The sequence below is a fragment of the Polaribacter haliotis genome (assembly GCF_014784055.1).
Lineage (GTDB): Bacteria > Bacteroidota > Bacteroidia > Flavobacteriales > Flavobacteriaceae > Polaribacter > Polaribacter haliotis.
Window position 1 is genome coordinate 3529003 of the sequence record NZ_CP061813.1, and the last position, 15376, is coordinate 3544378.

The window sequence follows — 15376 nt, forward strand, 5'->3', positions numbered from 1 at the left end:
TTTATAATAATTAGTAGTAAAAATGGATAAAAAATACACAGAAATTGTTTCAACTATACATACAGGATATAATGTCTATAGTGGTTTATTAAGTGATTATGACTATACTTTTTTTGTGTTATCTACAATTTTATTTAGGAAGTTGGGGTGTGTTGAACTGGATGACTCTGAACATATGTTTGATTTTTCGAAAATAAAAGATAAAGAGACTTTTATTTTTTTTATAAATGAATATGTAGAAAGGTTGAATTACCTTGATATGATTGAAAAAGTAGATTTTGAAGGTGAATCTATTTATGATGTAACAGAACTGACGACATATATTTTAAAATTAGAAGAAAAAGTCTTTGATAGATATTATATACAAATGGTTGAGGTTTGTTTATCAAAATATTTTTCGAGTCATACTTTAACTATCCAAGATTCTTTGCAACCGCAAGAATTAAATCAATTAATAAATTATTTTTTACCAGAAGATAAAAACATTAGTGTTTACAATCCGTTTGCAGGAATGTGTTCTTTAGGGATGAATTTGAGTGATAATACAAATTATCTCGCAGAAGAAATAAACCCTGATGTTGCAAAATTAGCTGAATTAAGGTTTTTAATTTCAGATAAAAAGAATTTTGAAATTAAAAATACCGACTCAATAAAAAGCTTAAATGAACCATTTAATTATAAATATGATTTTATAGTTTCTACTCCTCCATTTAGCATATTGGAGACCAAAAGTATTGCATCGAGAAATGCAGATATGGAAAGAAATGATATGAAACTTTTAAATGGTTTTCTTTTTAAAGAATCTCTTAATAATTTAAATAGAGATGGAAGGATAGTTTTTACTATTCCAGAGAGTTTGTTGTATTCTAAAATTAAAGGTAATTATCAATTAAGAAAACAACTAATTTCTAATAATAATATAGAAATTTTAATCAAACTACCTAATAATTTATTTAAGTCGTCGGCTATACCTACTTATCTTATTGTACTGAGAAAAAATAGAGAAAGTAATAAGTTAATTAGATTAATAGACGCCTCGAATTTTGTTTTGAAGTCAAAATCGAAGCAAAACAGACTTGATATTGAAAAGGTTTTTAGGGTTTTAAAAAATGAAAACGAAAAAGCTTTTTGTAAACGCATTACTGTTGAGGAGGTTGAACAGAATGATTATAATTTATTAGTTAATAGATATTTTGTAGAAGATTTAAATTTAACTGAAAAGGAAGCTTCTCATTTAATAAAGTTAAATAAATTAGTTACAATTGTAAAAAGAGAGAGAGTAATTAAAGAAAAAGGGAAACTTATAAGAATAAGTGATTTATCTAAAGATAAATTAGATTATACTAAAACTTTTGAGGATTTAGAAGAGAGAGATTTAAAAAATAGTCCAAATTTATTAAGACAAAACACGTTATTATTGTCTTCTATACATACAGATTTAAAGCCAACTGCATTTATTAAAACAGATAGTAAAATCTATTACCCCCCTAATTTTATAATGGCTTGTTTAGTGGATTATTCTAAAGTAGATTTAGATTACTTGGTTTTAGAACTTCATAAAGATTATGTAATTAATCAAATAAAAGCTAAAAGAATAGGTACTGCAATCCAAAGAATTACCAGAAAAGATCTTTTAGAAATAGAAATTGTACTACCTAATATGGCAGAACAATTAAAAAAGGTAGATTTGTACAGGTCTTCTATTATCACTAAAAAGCAGGAAGATTTTAAAAAATTAGTTAAAAGCTATGGTATTGATGTTGCAGATGAAAATAGTTTTTTAAGACATCAAATTGCAGGAACTCTTAAAAATGCAAGAGGAAGTTTTAAGGCTATAAAACAGATCATTTATGAACAGATAGTCCCAAAATTGCCAGGAACATTGGATATTAAAAGAAATGAACTTTTAGAAACTACTTTATTTGATTATATTAATGTTTTAGAGAGAGATATTTTAAATATTACAAATGCTGTAAATGTAGTTGGTAAAGAATACGAATTGAAAAGTGTTAATTTACAGAGTCTGGAAATTATTGAATTTTTAAAGAATTATGTAGATGAAGTAAAAAATAGAGAAAATAATATTTTTGAAATATCTTTAAATGTGGATGATGAATTATTATCTGAAGAAAGAGTTGATAATGTTTATATAAATGGAGATGAGAAATTTTTAAGAAGAGTTTTTAATAACATTATTGATAATGCAGAAAAGCATGGTTTTAATAATAAAAATGAATCAACAAATAAAATAGAAATAGATTTTTTGTATGATTTTGATAATTTAGAACTTCAAATTGAATTTGGAAATTCTGGTTACCCATTACCTGAAAATTATTCTCATGAAGAATTTATAAGAAAAGGAAGTAAAAAAGGAGATAACTCTGGAGAAGGAATTGGAGGTTGGTATATCAATGAAATAATGAGATTGCATAATGGCAGGTTTGGTTTTACTGATGAAACTGGACCAGAAGGAGTTGGTGGAGATATGGTAACAACAATAGAATTAATATTTCCTTTTGAAATAAAAGTATAAATATGTATAAAGTATTATGGTTTGATGATAAACCAGAAGAGAATTTAGTAGACAAAGAAAATGCATTACTTCAAGGTATAAAATGTATATGTTTTAAAAATGCTGAAACAGGTTTAAAAGAACTTATTGATAATTATAAAGATTATCAAGCAGTAATTTTAGATGGTTTGTTCTACAAAAAAGCAACAGATAAAGGTACTCCAGATGATAAAGCTTTTGGTGAGGTTGCTAAAATACTGGGTAATTTAAAGGCAAAAGGTACTATTATTCCTTGGTTTATTTATTCTGGTCAACCATCCTTTGCGAAGGAAAAAAGTTCCTTATTAGATGTTTTCTCTAAAGAAGCAAATGCGAGTGGCAAAGTTTTTGATAAAAATAATGATGATGATTTTATTGAACTTTGTAATCTAATAAAAATAGAAGCAGATAAGAATCCAATTACCCAAGCAAGAAGAACTTTTCCAGAAGTTTTTATCCCTTTTCAAAATGGAATTATTGATATAAAACATGAACATCTATTATTAGATATTCTAATAAATTATATGAACGGTGATTGTCGTAAAAAAAATGTAACTGTACAAAGAGATTTATTAGAAGCGATACTTAAATCTTTAAATAATCCAATTCCTTATTTAAAAAATGAATTCTTTGATGAAAGACAAAATGGAAGACCAAATTTGGAAAACTGTGTTAAATATATTGAAGATAAAAGAATTTTTATACAAAGAGTAGAATTTAGAACAGATAAAAGAATAAAGCAAACAATACAATCTGCATTTAGAATCTTAAAAGAATCTACAAGTGAGTTATCTCATTTGAATGATAATGAAATTGTAAAATACCCATTTCTAAATAATACTTTTTTACTTTTACAAATATTGATATGGCTTCCAGGATTTGTGGACGAGCATTATGAATATTACATTTAACCCAACCAATGCAAATACACTGCACAAGTGATAATTACTTTTACATCAGTAAAATAATAAAACACAAGTGCTATGAAACTAAACGAACAAATGATTACAGGAGAATTAAAAAGTAAGATTGATAAAATTTGGAATGACTTCTGGACAGGAGGCATCTCTAATCCATTAACAGTAATAGAACAATTTACGTATCTCATATTTTTAAAACAATTAGATGCCAGACAAACCTTGGCAGAAAAAACAGAGAATTTATTAGGGATTTCTAATACAGATAAACTGTACACAGAAGCACAAAGACCTTTACGTTGGAGTTCTTTTAAAGAAAAAGATCCAGAGGTAATGTTCGATTTGTTTACAAAACAACAAAGAGATTTAGATGATTTAACAGTATTCGACTTTATGAAGAATATTGGAACACAAGGTGGTGTGTTTGCTAAATATATGAAAGGTGCCATCTTTATGATTCAATCACCTAAATTGTTAGACAAGGTTGTACAACAAATAGATGTTTTAGAATTAGATAAAAAAGATGTAAAAGGAGATTTGTACGAGTATATGCTCTCTAAAATTGCAGAAGCAGGTACAAATGGGCAGTTTAGAACGCCACGTCATATAATTCGTATGATGGTAGAAATTACCAAACCAAAACAAGATGATGTTATTTGTGATCCAAGTGCAGGAACAGCTGGTTTTTTAGTTTCAGCAGGACAATATATTTACGATAAACACCAAGATTGGTTTCAAGAAAAAGAGTTTAGAAACCATTTTAATAATAAAATGTTTAATGGTATTGAGTTTGACCCAACAATGTTACGTATTGGTGCAATGAATATGCAATTGCACGGAATGGATAACCCAACTTTAATAGGTAAAGATGCATTAAGTGAAAGTAATGGAAATATTAATGAAGCGTATTCTTTAATCTTGGCAAACCCACCATTTAAAGGAAGTTTAGATTATGATGAGGTAGAAAGTAGTTTACTTAAAGTTACCAAAACTAAAAAAACAGAATTACTCTTTTTAGCCCTAATGTTACGAATGTTAAAAACAGGAGGTAGAGCAGCAGTAATTGTACCAGATGGCGTTTTATTTGGTAGTTCTAATGCACATAAAAGTATTAGAAAAGAATTGGTAGAAAACCAACAATTACAAGGTGTTATTTCTATGCCTTCTGGTGTATTTAAGCCTTATGCAGGTGTAAGTACCGCTATTTTATTCTTTACAAAAACCAATTCTGGAGGTACAGATAATGTTTGGTTTTACGATATGAAAGCAGATGGTTTAAGTTTAGATGATAAACGAAATTTATTAGTAAATGAAGATACTTTTGAACAATGTTTTACAGAACCAGAAAATGTAAAAGAAGAAGTAAAAGGCAAATGTGATATTGCACAAATTTTATTAGATGCCAATGAAATTCTAAACAACGCGTCATTGCGAGGCACGAAGCAATCTGTTTCTGATAAATACCAAGACAGAACCCAACAATCTTTTTTAGTGCCAAAACAAGAAATTATAGACAACGATTGGGACTTGTCTATAAACCGCTACAAAGAAATTATCTATAAAGAAATTACCTATGAAAAACCAGCAACTTTAATACAACAAATTAAAGAATTAGACAGCCAAAGAAATGATGCTTTGTTGAATTTAGAAAAGATGATGCAATAATGGAGTTCGTAGAATTAAAAAAACTTTGCTCTATGAAAAGTGGAGGAACACCATCAAGAAGAAAACCAGAGTTTTATGGTGGTGATTTTCCTTGGGCTAAAATTAGTGATTTGGAAAAAAGTGCTGATGGTTATGTTTATGATACTGTTGAAAAAATAACTAAAGAAGCTTTAGATTCAATCAATAATAGAGTTTTTGAAAAAGGTACACTTTTACTTGCAATGTATGGTTCCGTTGGTAAAACTGCAATTGCTGGGATAAAACTTACTTCTAATCAAGCAATTCTTGGTTTAAATATTTTAGATGATGAGATTTTGAATATTTTCTATTTGAAATATTGGTTTCAATTGACTAAAGAAATTTTATTAAATAGAGCTGTTGGTGGTACTTTACAGAATATTTCAAAAACAATAGTTAGTAACCTTAAAGTGCCTCTACCAAAATTAGAAACTCAAAAAAAGATAGCCGCTATTTTAGATGAAGCTGATAAACTACGTCAATTAAACAAAGAACTCATTGCAAAATATGATGTGTTAACAGAAAGTTTGTTTTTAGAAATGTTTGGTGACCCTGTTACAAATCATAAAGGTTGGGAATTTAAAACAATAGAAGAACTTGTTAAAAACAAAAAATATTCTTTAAAAAGAGGTCCTTTTGGTGGTGCTTTAAAAAAAGATTGTTTTGTTGAAAAAGGATATTTAGTTTATGAACAATATCATGCATTAAATAATGATTTTTCATTTAAAAGGTACTTTATTGATGATAAAAAATTCAATGAATTAAAAGCTTTTGAAGTAAAACCAAGAGATTTAATTATCAGTTGCTCTGGAGTTTATTTAGGTAAATTAGCAATGATACCAGAAAATGCAGATAAAGGAATTATAAATCAAGCTTTGTTAAAAGTTACTTTAGATGAAGGAAAAATGAGAAATGATTTTTTTATTTTTCATTTTACTCAAAAACATTTTAGAGAAACTTTTTTTGATGCTAATAGAGGTGCAGGAATTCCTAATTTTCCTCCAATGAAAGAGTTTAAAAGGTTTCCATTTATATCACCACCAATCGAACTCCAAAATCAATTTGCAGAAAGAGTAAAAATCATAGAAAAACAAAAGCAACAAGCACAAGAAAGTTTGCAAAAAAGTGAAGACTTGTTTAATAGTTTGTTGCAAAAAGCATTTAAAGGAGAGTTGGTTAAAGAATAAATAATTATATTTAGGGAGTAAATTGAAAAAAAAGAGAATCGCTATGAAAAACGTCACTTATAACTTCAATAATTAAATTTAAGAAAGTAACTTTTAAGTAATTTTAAGTTTCATAAATGATGTAGTTTTTTTAGCATTAAAAAGATAACTTAATGCGTGTTTCAAAACTTCTTAAAGAGCTAAATCTATCTTTTGATAGGCTAAAATTGTATGAACCTTATTTAGATGTAAAAATAGAAAGTTTAAATCAAGAACTTTCAGATTTAACACGCCTAAAGATTTTGAGTATACAGGTAAATGCTAAAATCCAAATAGAAATTACTTCACAGAATTCACAGACAAATAAGATAGACTTAAGTCAATTTGAAAAACCAAAAAGACTAAGAAAGCCAAGAGAAAAAATAGCACTAAATAATTTCGAGAAATTTATAGGAAACATAGATTGGTATTATAATCACGCTACACAAGATGAATATGGTTTTGTAAAACATAGAGAATTAGGGGGTGTTTATTTTAGAGGAGATGTTGTTATTGGTATTCATCCAGAACGTTTAAGAGAAAATGAACAAGTAATTTTTGAGTTACGAAGTAGAGATTTACATGGTAAAAGAAAAAGAGCCACAAAATTATACAGAATAGAAGAAGAAACAGATATTTTATTTTTAATATCTAATGGTTTGTCAAGCTATCCAGACTTTTTAAATTATGCGTTGGTTTTGGCAAGAAAAGATAATTTTGTTTTAAAAAAGCCACAAAAAGATGAAATTACAGCTATATTTAATAGGTTTTTAAACAAGTCAGAAAATCCTGTGGATTTTTCTAAAGCCTTAAAAGTACTTAATCTAATAGAAAAATTAGAGTTAAAATTAAATACAACTGCATTTTACAAAACTTTAAATTCGAGTGAGAAATTTGCTCTTTTCTGTAACACGAATTATACAATTTCAATAGACGATATTAAAGAAAATTTAATAACATACGTTTTAGAAGATTCACAAGATAATTATGCAATATTAGAGAAACTAAAACCAGAAGAGAGAAAGAATCTTTTAGAAATAGTTTATAATCGAATTTTAGAGGGTGCAAAAGTTAAGAGTACAATAAATCTTTTAGGGTACTTAAATACTTACATTAACATTAATTTTAATAAGTTTCCACCAGAGATATTATTAAAATTATGGACTGCAAATAAATTAGATTTTTTTCCTTTAGAAGCTATTTATAAACACATTTTAGAATGTAATGAAACTATACTTTATCAAAAAAAAGAAAATCAGCCTTATAAGTGGATAGAGATAGATTTAGATAATATTTTCAATAATTTATCAGAAGAAGAAAATAGAGAGCTTTTTTTTAGATGCCTTTACGAAATTGAAGAAATAAAAGAGGTTTCTATTTTTCAAGATATATTGTTTTTTGTAAATAAAACTAAATTCGAAGAGTTACAAAAAGAGTTTCATACAATTATTTTTAATAAGTCTTCAGAATTTATAAAGTTGTATTTATTTGTAGAAGATTACACAGATGAAATAGATTTTCATAATTCAGTAATTTATACAGGTTTTCTCTCTTCGGAACAGCAAAAAGTATTTTTTAAGAAAGTATTAATGTTAATAGAAACCAATGTTTTAAATCTAAATTTAGAAGATCTATCTAAAATTATAGTATTTGAATATCAAGATAATGTTCTTGCAAAAAGCATAGATGGAGTTAGTTTAGATTTTACGTTAAGTATTATTTTAAGAATTGCCAATGACTTAAAAAATAATACTATTACCAACCAACAAACAATGTTTGAAATCATTGCAAATCAGATTAAAACCCCACAAGATTTTTTAGAAATTAATGGGTTTTTTAGTGAGTGTAGTGGAAGAACAATTTCAGAAGCTGTATTTACAGAAGTAGATGGAGAAAAAGTAATAGATTATATTACTAAAAAAACGGATTACAAACCAAGGTTTGCAACTATTTGCGATGGTAGGAAAGCAATTCATAAAATTACAAATGAACCCGTTTTATCTACAAATGAACAATTTGAATTTTGGTGGTGTGAGAACTCGCCTTGTTTTAAAATTTGCAGACATAAAACTATTCCAGAAAATTGGCGTAATTACACGTTAGAAGATGTTTTAAGAATATTAAATGTGCCATTTAGCCAACATCAATACGAAGTAGTTTTAGGTGTTATAAATAAAGTAAATAGATTTTTAGAACATTTAAAATGTACTTCTTGCAAAACTATTTTAAGACCCAAAGGGAATTCAAATTATAGTTTTTACAGAGTTTCAGAATTTTCTTGTACAAATGAAAGTTGTGTAAACCCAGATAAAGATGTGTATCTAACTCATTGCTTAAATGGAAAATGTTTAGACATAATTGATAGTAGAACTACTGTGAAGTGTAAACCTAAAAGTTTAGAAAATGTAGATAATACAGATAATTGTGGTTGGTATATTTGTAATAATTGTTTGTCTTGTTGTAGTTCAGAAAAGTTGTTGGCAAGAAAATATAATAAAGAAAAGTTTGGCGGTAATTATAATTGCCACGAAAGAGGTCATAGAGATTTGGGAATTATATGTTGTCCAAAATGTGGTTCAGAAACAGAAGAAAAAGCAATTAATTTAGAGAAATACAATAAAACTTTAGATTGGTTTAAGTCCAAAATAGGTACTGTTGCCATAGAGAAATATGGACAAAGAGATGATGGAAAATGGTGGTTTAGATGGCGACAAGGAAATATAGATAGAGATACTTTTAGAAATACTTTATTGCAACTTAAAAATAATGGTTTTCAAGTACCAAATTATAATACTTCAGATGATGTACAATTTATTTCTGAACCCTTTAATACACTAAACACAATACCAAATAATTTTGAGTGCGGAAATTGCAACCATATCATAGATTTAACAGATAAAGAAGTTTTTGATGTTTCAAGAGTTAAAGCTGTAAAATCATTCCACAATAATATTTTTCCAACTCAAGAAAAGACTAATTAAAATAAATGATAGAAAAAGAAAAAATAAAAGCATTATTAAGAAATACCAAACGAATTGTAGACCATCAAAATGAAATGATGATTGCAAAAGGAGAGAATTTTAATATATTTTCTGTATTGAGGATAGAGACTAAAGAGGATAAAACACATTCCGCATTTATAGCAGAATTATTAAACCCAAAAGGTTCTCATAAAATGGGAGCTGTTTTTTTAGAGCTTTTTTTACAAGTAATAAGCCATAGAAATAATTTAGAAAAATTAAATAAAGCTAAAGAAAATTTTGAACCAACAGGAGCAAAAGTAACCACTGAATACTATATTGGAAATGTAGACCTTAAGAAAGAAAAAGGTGGTAGAATAGATGTTTTCTTAAAAGATAAAAAAGGAAATTTTATTAGCATAGAGAATAAAATCTACGCCAAAGACCAAAACCAACAAATAAAAAGATACTACAATTTTAAAACAAATAAAAATACTGTTTATTACTTAACGTTAGATGGTAAATCTCCTTCAGATGATAGTAAGTTGGGTTTAGAAGTAGATTTAGATTTTTTTAATATAAGTTATAAAGACCATATTATAAGTTGGTTGGAACTCTGTTTAAAAGAAGTGCCTAACTTTAGTAGTTTAAGAGAAAATATCAACCAATATATTTTACTAATTAAAAAATTAACCAACACTATGGATGATAAATACCAAACCGAATTATTAGACTTAATGATGTCTAATATAGAAGAGTCTAAATTTATAGCTACCAATTACGATAATGCTGTAATGAAATTAAAAAGTAATTTCAGGAAAGATTTAAAAGTAAAGTTAGAGGATGGTTTGGGAGAGAGTTATTTTTTAGATATAGGAGGACCAACAAAATCCAATAAGATTTCACAACTCTGGATTCATCTAAAAAGTAATCCAGACTTTATATTTGGTATAGAATCATTTAGTGGGTTTGGTCATAAAGAAGGAAATATGTTTGTAGGTTTAATTTCTAAACCCGGTAAACTTTCAGAAACATTAATGAACTTACCAGAAGAAAATAAAATAAGTGATTGGTGGAGGCAGGTAAGAGTGTTAAAAACAGAAGATTTAAACCCAATCAATTTAGCTCACAGTTATACCATTAAAATTTTAAATAATAAAGGGAAAGAAAACCAAAGTTCTTATAAAAAACTGCTAAACACTTGTTATGAACAAATAATTGGTTTTGTAAGAGATTACGAAAAAGTATTGCCAGAAGAACTGTTTGTAAATGTAGAGAAATTATAAAAGAATTATTGCACAAAATACAGGAACAGCAACTTAAAACATTTACAAGTTTAAATGATTTTAGAAGACAAAAACCTTTGCCTACAAAACGTAGAGGTTTGTATTGGTTTTGGACAAATTTAAGCAACGCAGAATTAGAGCAAACAATAACTTTAGAAAACACTAAAGAAGTTCCTATTGGTAAATTAGTGAAATATAGAAAAGGGTTGAGTTGTGTCGCAGATATTAAAAAATATGATTTTAAAATAGTTTACAATGGTATTGGTGGTTACAGAACACCAACAAAAGCATTTGGTTTAAGAGAACGTATAAACCAAGAAATAAGTTGTAATGATTATAGAACAGGTACTTTAAACCTGAACAGAATGTTTTCTTTAGAAAATTGGGCAATCTCTTATTTTGATTTTGATGACAAGGAAAATATAGAAATATTGAAAGTTTTAAATTCTAATGAAACGTATATAGAATTTGCCAAAGAATTAGAAAATTTATGGAGATTAGAATTTGGTACTCCAATTTTATGCAGACATTAAATAAGAAATAAATATGTACACAATAGAATCTTATAAACAACCATTTTGGGCAAAAAGTGGAAATTTTACCAGAGGTAGAGACCCTTTAGGAATTCAAAATAGTTCTATTGCAGTTTATAGTACATTATTACCAGGAATGACGAATCTAACTTTAAGATTACGTTATTATGGTTTTTATTTATGGTTGTTAGATAAGTACCATCAATTACCAGAAGCAGATATTTTTAAACAAAACTATATTGGTCAGTATACATTTATAAGAAGAGCAGAGTTGATTTTAGCGTATCTAATGAAAAATAAATTTCCAAACGAACAAAGTGTTATTGGAAGTAATTTTGCTGAATCACACATACAGCAAAATACAAATATTGGCTATTATGATATTGAATTAGGAGCAGATAAAACAAAAACTACAGAAAAAGGAAGTGTTTATTGGGATTATACTTCTGGTGCATTAGGTCAGTATTATGCAGGTTCATTAATAAATATGAATCTGATAAATATTAAAGAGAATTTTTTTGAAAGAACTGAAGAAAAAGGAAAAGAATTAGCAGAAGCTTATGGAGTTTCAATTTCAGAAAATTGTAGTCAATTATTATTAAAAAGAATAAAAGAAGGTAAATTATACAGTAATGACTTTGATATTTTAGAAGATATTGCTTTAAATCAGAATGTGGTGAATACACCAGAAGGAGATTTTTACATCAAAATGTTATTAAATAATGATGGAGGAAAAGGTAAAACAGCTTTAGACGCTATTTCAGAACAACGTAAGGAATCTATAAAACTATTTTTATGGATTATACAAAATACGAAGGAATATAAAATGTGGGAAAATATGCCACAGCTTTCTTACCTTATGTGTACTATTTCTAAAAAAGAAGAAGTTTCTGAAGCTACTTATGGTTGGTATTACTATTATTTAAATGAAGTTACACACCATAGTTTAGAAACTATTTTTTGGGGCTTATTAGTGGAGATGGAGTTTGGAAATTATTCCTTACAACAATTTTTAAATGAAATTACTGAAAAGGTGGTGCAGAATTTTAAATTGAAAAAGGTAATTCTTAAAGATTATATAGAACAATTAAATACAGAACCATCAAATGTATCTGATAATTTAGGGGATATTTCAAACGCAGTAAAAAAGAACCTTTCTGTTGAGGGTATTTGTTATGGTATAACAACTTTACTTCATTTGTACAAAGACAATATTCCGAATGCTAAAGAAATTTCTGATTATGCAGTAAATCATTTTTTAAATACCAAAAACGGAAATGTAATTGATGTTTTTGAGAGATATATTAGAAAGAACCAAGAGTTAGAATTTAAGGAGTTTATTAAAAAAATAATTCAAACAATTCTTAATGAACATATTGCAGTTGCTTATAAAAAAATGGGTGATGGAGAAAAAAATCTATTAAAATTTTTAATTGAAGATAACTATTTAGTCCATATTGAAACGATGGAGCCTAACTTTACAAGTCCTCGTTTAAAAACACTTTTTAACTTTACAAGAGATTTAGATTTGGTAAATGATAAGGAACAATTAACAATTACTGGAGAAACTATTTTAGAGCAATTAAATAATGTTGAGGTATGATTGAAAATAAACTATTTCATGAAATACCTAAAAATGCAGATTTTCATTCTGCAATAATGACAACATATTCGTTTGATTTTTATCATTTTGAATCGCAAGTATTAAAAACGCTAAAAAGTAAAGGAGTTACAAATATTTCTGTATTTGCAGATACAACAATGTTAGACCAGAGTATTGGGTTTGCTACGTCACATTTAAAATCATTAAGTACTTCTTATAGTGTTTGTGGTGTGCCTTGCAAAGGAGCATTTCACCCAAAAATAATATTATTAGCAGGAGAGGAAGAAGTAATGTTAATTCAAGGTTCTGGAAATATTACGAGTGGAGGACATGGAAAAAATCATGAATTATTTAATGTTTTTTATGCGAATAAAGATGATAAAAAACAATTACCATTAATTCAAGAAGCTTGGTTATATCTTAAAGAACTTAACAGAAATGTTGAAGGAATATCAAAAGAAAAACTGAATTGGGTGAGTTCAAATTGCAATTTATTAAAGAAAAGTATAAAGGTAAAACATAAGTTTTATACAATTTCAGATAGTTTTAGAGCTGCACTTTTATATAATTCAGAATCTGGTATTTGGAATCAATTAAACAAATTAATTTCTTTAAAAAGAGCTACAAAGATTCATGTATTTAGTCCTTTTTATGATGAAAATGGAGCTTTGTTAAAGAAGTTTTTTGAAGCGAATAATACAATCTCAATCAACGCATTTTTACAGCCAAATAAAGGAATTCATCCTTTTAAAATGGATCAAGGAGAAAATATTCACTTTTATTCTTGGGAAAGTACTACAAGATCAAAGAAGCGTATAAATAAAATTCAAGACAGAAAATTACATAGTAAAGTGTTTCATTTTGTGATAGATGAAGAGGTTTATCTATTATTTGGAAGCCCAAATGCTACAATTTCTGCTTTTGGGAGTGAAAATTATAGAGGAATAAATGATGAGTTTGCAGTTTTAATTCATTTAAACGATAAGACAATTTTAGAAGAGTTGGGTTTAAATGGAGTTTACGAAAATGTAAAACCACAAGACAATAAACAAGCTGTTTTAGTTGAATCTGAAATTGAAGAAGAACAAAAAGAGAATCAACGTAAAATAAAACTTTTAGGAGTAGACAATAATAGAGGTGATTTAACTGTGTTTATTTATAATTCTACCGAACATGAAAAAGCAATGTTAGCAATTTATAATCATTGGGGAGAAATACTTGAAAAACATACGATAAGTCTTAAAAAAGATAAAATTAAAATTACACTTGATAAAAAAAATAATACCAATACCTCTGGTTATGTGCAGTTTTTAAATGAAGAAAATGTTATAATATCTAATAAACAAGTTATAAATAATCTTCAAGATTTATGGAATACCAACCCATCAGTAGAAAATAGAAAATTGATGAAGTTAAGTAGTTTATTAGAAACTGGAGATAATAAAGTTTTTGATGTAATTAATTTTTTCAATGATATTCATTCAAATAGGCAGACTAAAAGGAAAGAAATTGTAAATGATTCAGGGGGCATTGAAGAAAAAGAGGAAGAACATTCGCCTTCAGATATGACTTATGAACAGGCTATAGCTTTTAATGAAGAGAGCCAAAAAAACAAAGAAGTATTATCTCAACATAATACAGTTAAAGTTTGGGATGCAATTGAAAAACATTTTAGCGATCTAACTTTAAGTGAGTCTGAAGATGATATGGATGATGAGGAAGAAGCCGATGCTACTGACAGTAGGGAAAGAAAAGGCAAAAAAGAAAGAACTTCTCCTATTGAGCAGAATTCAATAAAAGTATTAGAAAATAATAGAAAGAATATTAGTAGATTTTTTGATAATTATATTATTGCTTTAAAAAAGATTAGTGCTTCAGAAAATTATGAGGTTGGTATTGTAGATTATGCAATGTTGCTAATTGTTTTAAATCATCTAATGCAGTATTCTGGCAGAAAAGTAATTTTAAAAAAGGAAGTGAAATTTGGTGGTAGCGATTTAGAAATGTTACCAACTTTAGGTAATTTATCTCAATTAGATAATTTTTCTGGAGCATTGTTAAATATTTTAGGTGCTTATGTAAATGTGTTTTCAAAATCTCAATTTAAAGTATATGATGATGATTTCCATAAGAAAAAAGCACAGCATTATATGCAGTTAGTAAAGAACAATATGTTATTTTTACTATCAATTTTTAAAAAACGTTATACTAAACATAGTAATGCAGAGCTTTGGGGAGACGTTTTAGCGTATAATATTTTAAATAAGTTTGGTGAATTAGATGTTGATTATGCAGATTCTTTAACCGAATTTTATAAAAATATAAGTATCAAAGAAGTTAATCATAATGATTCTTTAGCCGTTTTAAAGAATTGGCATATAGATTATAAAAATAATTATTCGTCAGATAATTTTTACGATTGTAAAGATTTAGGGTTGTGTTTAGTAAATAAATTTTTACCTACAAATGATAATAAGAAATTTATTAAAATAGTTAGACCAGGTTTTGATTTTGATGATGATGAAAAAGATTTCATTTTAAAAGAGTTGTATCAAATTGATACAGGCAAACTAATGATGTCTAAACAAGAACACAACAAAAGCAAGATAAAAAAAATAAGTATTTAGGGTAAATTAAT

At 27.1% G+C, this 15376-nt stretch carries 9 protein-coding genes; all 9 read left to right on the forward strand.

What is annotated here, in order from left to right:
* Positions 1 to 22: 22 nt before the first annotated feature.
* The 9 genes from H9I45_RS15230 (at position 23) to H9I45_RS15270 (ending at position 15365) form a co-directional block, all read left to right on the forward strand.
* Entirely contained in the window at positions 23 to 2533 is a 2511-nt protein-coding gene (locus tag H9I45_RS15230) for an N-6 DNA methylase (protein ID WP_088354271.1), read from the forward strand.
* 2 nt (positions 2534 to 2535) lie between these two features.
* Positions 2536 to 3462 (forward strand): hypothetical protein, encoded by a 927-nt coding sequence (locus H9I45_RS15235; protein WP_088354270.1) that lies wholly within the window; start codon positions 2536 to 2538, stop codon positions 3460 to 3462.
* 72 nt (positions 3463 to 3534) lie between these two features.
* Complete coding sequence (locus tag H9I45_RS15240; protein ID WP_228454932.1) at positions 3535 to 5133, forward strand: class I SAM-dependent DNA methyltransferase; 1599 nt, start codon at positions 3535 to 3537, stop codon at positions 5131 to 5133.
* Between the two features lie 32 nt (positions 5134 to 5165).
* A complete protein-coding gene (locus H9I45_RS15245) occupies positions 5166 to 6338 on the forward strand; it encodes a restriction endonuclease subunit S (RefSeq protein WP_176397561.1) in 1173 nt (390 codons plus the stop codon).
* 152 nt (positions 6339 to 6490) lie between these two features.
* Positions 6491 to 9337 (forward strand): hypothetical protein, encoded by a 2847-nt coding sequence (locus tag H9I45_RS15250; protein ID WP_088354268.1) that lies wholly within the window; start codon positions 6491 to 6493, stop codon positions 9335 to 9337.
* A gap of 5 nt (positions 9338 to 9342) precedes the next feature.
* On the forward strand, positions 9343 to 10602 hold the full coding sequence (locus H9I45_RS15255; protein ID WP_088354267.1) for a PDDEXK-like family protein: 1260 nt from the start codon (positions 9343 to 9345) through the stop codon (positions 10600 to 10602).
* An 8-nt stretch (positions 10603 to 10610) separates the two neighbouring features.
* Positions 10611 to 11135 carry a hypothetical protein gene (locus H9I45_RS15260; protein WP_088354266.1) on the forward strand — a complete coding sequence of 175 codons (525 nt, stop codon included), beginning with the start codon at positions 10611 to 10613 and terminating at the stop codon, positions 11133 to 11135.
* 13 nt (positions 11136 to 11148) lie between these two features.
* Positions 11149 to 12738: a hypothetical protein gene (locus tag H9I45_RS15265; RefSeq protein WP_088354265.1), complete on the forward strand. Its 1590-nt coding sequence runs from the start codon at positions 11149 to 11151 to the stop codon at positions 12736 to 12738.
* Positions 12735 to 15365, forward strand: a complete 2631-nt coding sequence (locus H9I45_RS15270; RefSeq protein WP_088354264.1) for a phospholipase D-like domain-containing protein — start codon at positions 12735 to 12737, stop codon at positions 15363 to 15365. The genes H9I45_RS15265 and H9I45_RS15270 overlap by 4 nt, the downstream gene beginning before the upstream one ends.
* Positions 15366 to 15376 lie beyond the last annotated feature (11 nt).

What these genes read in the sequence shown, in the direction of transcription:
- H9I45_RS15230 (WP_088354271.1), top strand. Translation starts at nt 23, where the DNA reads ATGGATAAAAAATACACAGAAATTGTTTCAACTATACATACAGGATAT.
- H9I45_RS15235 (WP_088354270.1), top strand. Translation starts at nt 2,536, where the DNA reads ATGTATAAAGTATTATGGTTTGATGATAAACCAGAAGAGAATTTAGTA.
- H9I45_RS15240 (WP_228454932.1), top strand. Translation starts at nt 3,535, where the DNA reads ATGAAACTAAACGAACAAATGATTACAGGAGAATTAAAAAGTAAGATT.
- H9I45_RS15245 (WP_176397561.1), top strand. Translation starts at nt 5,166, where the DNA reads ATGAAAAGTGGAGGAACACCATCAAGAAGAAAACCAGAGTTTTATGGT.
- H9I45_RS15250 (WP_088354268.1), top strand. Translation starts at nt 6,491, where the DNA reads ATGCGTGTTTCAAAACTTCTTAAAGAGCTAAATCTATCTTTTGATAGG.
- H9I45_RS15255 (WP_088354267.1), top strand. Translation starts at nt 9,343, where the DNA reads ATGATAGAAAAAGAAAAAATAAAAGCATTATTAAGAAATACCAAACGA.
- H9I45_RS15265 (WP_088354265.1), top strand. Translation starts at nt 11,149, where the DNA reads ATGTACACAATAGAATCTTATAAACAACCATTTTGGGCAAAAAGTGGA.
- H9I45_RS15270 (WP_088354264.1), top strand. Translation starts at nt 12,735, where the DNA reads ATGATTGAAAATAAACTATTTCATGAAATACCTAAAAATGCAGATTTT.